At 47.3% G+C, this 3,806-nt stretch carries 7 protein-coding genes; 1 reads left to right on the top strand and 6 read right to left on the bottom strand.

What is annotated here, in order from left to right; genetic code table 11:
* The 6 genes from VFW36_RS00690 to nifN form a co-directional block, all read right to left on the bottom strand.
* A partial coding sequence (locus tag VFW36_RS00690) for a nitrogen fixation protein NifZ (protein ID WP_329656901.1) occupies positions 1–192 on the bottom strand: 192 nt, incomplete at its 3' end.
* A gap of 7 nt (positions 193–199) precedes the next feature.
* The gene (locus VFW36_RS00685; protein WP_329656900.1) at positions 200–574 is read right to left on the bottom strand and encodes a nitrogenase-stabilizing/protective protein NifW; all 375 of its coding nucleotides are present in this window, start codon (positions 572–574) and stop codon (positions 200–202) included.
* A gap of 12 nt (positions 575–586) precedes the next feature.
* Positions 587–1,102, bottom strand: coding sequence for a flavodoxin (locus VFW36_RS00680; RefSeq protein WP_329656899.1), 516 nt, complete (start codon positions 1,100–1,102; stop codon positions 587–589).
* A 2-nt stretch (positions 1,103–1,104) separates the two neighbouring features.
* Entirely contained in the window at positions 1,105–1,557 is a 453-nt protein-coding gene (locus tag VFW36_RS00675; protein WP_329656898.1) for a NifX-associated nitrogen fixation protein, read from the bottom strand.
* On the bottom strand, positions 1,558–2,010 hold the full coding sequence (gene nifX, locus VFW36_RS00670; RefSeq protein WP_329656897.1) for a nitrogen fixation protein NifX: 453 nt from the start codon (positions 2,008–2,010) through the stop codon (positions 1,558–1,560). It abuts the gene before it with no gap.
* The gene (gene nifN, locus VFW36_RS00665) at positions 1,967–3,298 is read right to left on the bottom strand and encodes a nitrogenase iron-molybdenum cofactor biosynthesis protein NifN (protein WP_329656896.1); all 1,332 of its coding nucleotides are present in this window, start codon (positions 3,296–3,298) and stop codon (positions 1,967–1,969) included. Before nifN ends, nifX begins: the two co-directional genes overlap by 44 nt.
* 106 nt (positions 3,299–3,404) lie before the next feature.
* Here nifN and VFW36_RS00660 point away from each other — a divergent pair.
* Positions 3,405–3,806 (top strand): DUF2147 domain-containing protein (locus VFW36_RS00660; RefSeq protein WP_329656895.1); only part of this gene is annotated, 402 nt, incomplete at its 3' end.

The following is a 3,806-nucleotide window of genomic DNA, read 5'->3' as shown; positions in this document are numbered from 1 at the left end:
GATTTTTCGGACATACCCCTCGGCTCCCGCTTCGATCAATACATCGCCGACCTGCGCATAGGGATAGGTTCCGTCATTTCGGATCGATTTCGTCAGTCGAACCCGCTCGCCGACTCGATAGAGAGACAAAATCTCATCTTTGGTCGACATCTTATAGAGATTGGTACGGCGTGATGCCTCATCAATGGGCATATTCTCTTCAGAAACTGATGGTGTGGTTTGTGGTACAGGCATGGACTCCATTGCTCACCTCCTCAATAGTGCTACAGCTGCTTGAGGTAGAACAGGTTCCGCAAGCGCTCGGTTTATCGAACATTTCCCACACATCGGCGGCTGAGGGGCTATAGCCGTTCTCAAAATTTTTGTAGACGGTGAGCAGGGCAAAACGGTAATATTCGAGCAATTTCGTATCGCTCCCCATGTCATGCCCTTTGGCTTTTTCGACCAACTCACCGAATTTTTTCATGATATGGAACCGCTTGACCTGAACTAAGCGCTCATCATAAGCAAGATCAAAAAACTCGAAAAAATCTTCGGTATCAGTAATTTTTTGAAATTCGTCTAACGTTCCCATCTCCATCTCCTTTTATAAACCCATCTCACTTTTGAGTTGAGTTGCCCACGATTTAACCCGCTCTTCCGTCAAATCTTCTTGATTAACATCGTCGATACCCAAACCGCAAAATTTTCCCTCACGCTCTGCCAATGAATACTCATACTCATAACCGCTCGTCGAAGTAAATCCGTATGCTTCCGCTCCTAGAGCGATGAAAAGATCGTGCATTTTCCCCAATGCGCTCAAAAAGTGTTCGCCGTGAGTTTTTTGATCGCCCGCTCCGAAGAACGCTACTTTTTTTCCGCTCAAATCAGGACGTTCGTTGTCCAATTCATACAACGGGTCGACCCAGTCACGCTGAGGGTCCCCTTGACCCCATGTGGATGAACCGATCAAAAGGACATCGAAATCCTCGAATTGATCGATCCCGTCAAAATCTTCTTCCATATCGATGAGTTCTGAACCTTTGAACTCATCCGCCAATAGTTCTGCCGCCCCCCGTGTGACACCGCTGCTGCTACCGAAAAAAATTCCCACTTTTGCCATTGTTACTCTCCTTTAATGCATGGTTTGTATTGTTCATAAATCTCTATCGCGTTTGAAAGCGTTTTATCTCCGTCTTCGAAAAGTGCATCCAATGTTCGATAGCTGAATCGGTGCGCATCTTTGAAATATTTGTTGACGATACAGATACGATCGGCAATCACTGCACAGCGACCGAACCCTTCGTGGCTCATCTCCATAATGACGTTACAGACGACCCCTGTTTTGCGTTCAAACGATAGCGCTACCGCTTTGTAGATCATTTTGATGTCATTGATCATCATCTCATCGATGTCGGCGATCAAAGGGACGAGTTTCAACTCCTCTTTGGTTTTGACATACTTTTTGATGAGGAGTTCTTCATCACCGATTTTCGCCCAGTTTCCGAACTGATCGAGCGCACGTATCTGACGTACAATCTCCATCCCAAACTCACTAAGTTGTTTTTCCGCTTCCATTTATTCTCCCTCTGCCCATCGATCTTGTCGTATATCATGCGGTGTTTCCATGTGCATGATGTTTTTAACCCACGGCGGAGGGTTGCCGTTGATCATCGTGACCAACGTTTTCAAAATATCCTCGATCGGTGTCGGTTCGTTCACTTTCATCGGATGGATTCCGCCGCGGATCACTTTTGCCGCCGCCGTTCCGCCGATGCTTTCGCAATACATGATATTGACACCCTTCAGAGCACGAACACGAAAATCGGTTTTGTCGTCATCTTCGAGTTCGGAGGTATCGGTTCGAATCACTTCGGATACTTCATAACCATCCGGTGAGACGTTGTAGACCACAAACTCTTTTGCTCCGCCGAAGTGGGCATTGACCTCTTCCATATCTTTGGTTGCAAACGCAACTCTCAAAGCGCTATTCATTGTCCCATTCCCCTCTACTGTGATTTTGGTGTTCATGTTTAACCTTTCTCAATTCGTTAGCTATTTCAAACAAAAAGTACGTGCTACCCTCATACAGTTGATCGTTTTTGAGCTGGTTTCCTAACTCTTCGTAATTTGGAAATCCTCGGATAACGAGCGCCGTATTCTCAATAGTATGCAAGATTCGTTCTGCATGGAAATTACTGATCACCATATCCGCATCAGGGAAAAATCGACGTGCATCTTCCAAATCCCCGACAAATACATTCTCCGCTTCGATGGTGTGCAAAACATCGCTAAACGTCGTAGATACCGCCGCGATGACGGTTCCGCCGACACTTTGTAGCAGTGAACACATACCCACCAACATATCAGGTTCACCCGTAATGACAAAATGGGAACTTCCGATGAGAAAATGAGAATCGAGCATCGCATCTTGCAACCTGGCACGCCACCGCTTTATCATCGGTTTTGGCTCTTGTTGTCGTATTTTCATAAGCTCTGCTACAAAATTGTCGCACCCGCCCAACCCCATCAGATGATCAAAATGGAGATGTGTGATAGCGGGGTTCTTTTTTTGGAGCGCCAATGCCGCTTTTTTCATCGAGGCACCGATAGAGACGACCACCGACGACGTTCCTAAATCTTTGATCTGCTCGACCGTTATCCCGCCGTTGGCGAGTTTCCCCTGCCCCGCTTCCCAGTAGCCGTCCAGCGAGGTGGATAGATCGGGGAGCGCGTAGGTCTCAAACCCGAAATCCTCACAAAACGCTTTGATCTTCTCCACCTCGATCGGCTGCATACTCAGATGCGGAAGAAATACAAGTTTGTTGGATTTGATCTGGGATGATGCTTCTGTGAGCTGTTCGATCATCGCCGTAACCGTAAGCGCCCATCCGCTCTCCATCCCCCCCTCGTAGTCGGGGGTATTGACGAACACATAGGGTATTTCGATATGGGTTCCCACCCCCCGAACGTCATCCCCTTTGGTCTCTGTCAGCCCCGTCGTATGCAGACCGATCATGGAGGGTTTGAGATTTTTCTCTTTGTTTTGGATGTTCTCTATCGCCATGAGTATCGAGTAGTCTCCCCCATCGAGGACGGCGGTGATGTCACTCACGGAGGTGTTGTTGATCGCGATAGGTTCGTTGAAATGGCGGGTAAAAAAGACCTTGGTGTACGAGGCACACCCTTGCGCGGAGTGCATCAGAGGCATACAATCTTTTACCCCTAAAAATGCGAGGGTAGCACCCATCGGCTGGGAGTGTTTGATGGGGTTTACTTGAAGCGGTTTGTGTTCATGACGGGAAAGGGAGAATTTCATGACAACTCCTTAGATAGAAGGTGTTGTGCAAGAAGCGTGCGAGCAGAGGTGTTTTGTCTCATTTTTTACCAATTACGGTATCATTAATCAAAAAAAAGAAGATGTAATGATCAAACATACCTGTAAAACACTGCTATTTGGTACACTATTAGCAAGCACAATGGCATTCGCCGAATCGACCCCAGTAGGGGTGTGGCTCACTATCGATGATACGACCCATCAGCCAAAATCCCTCATTCAGATCACCCGAAGCAATGACGGCACACTCAGCGGAAAAGTACTGCGCGGTATGCCCATCGATCATCCTGAACGTATTTGCAGCAAATGTACCGATGATCGCAAAGATCAGAAAATCAAAGGGATGAGCATCATTCGCAATATGAAAAAAGACGGCGATGAATGGGACGGGGGCAAAATTCTTGATCCCGATAACGGTAAAGAGTACAGCTGTAAAATGCGCCTCGAAGAAAACGGTGCGAAACTCGTCGTGCGAGGGTATATCGGGTTC

The sequence above is a fragment of the Sulfuricurvum sp. genome, assembly GCF_036279695.1.
GTDB lineage: Bacteria > Campylobacterota > Campylobacteria > Campylobacterales > Sulfurimonadaceae > Sulfuricurvum.
The sequence above is the reverse complement of the archived record's forward strand: the minus strand, read 5'-3'. Positions and strand labels throughout refer to the sequence as shown.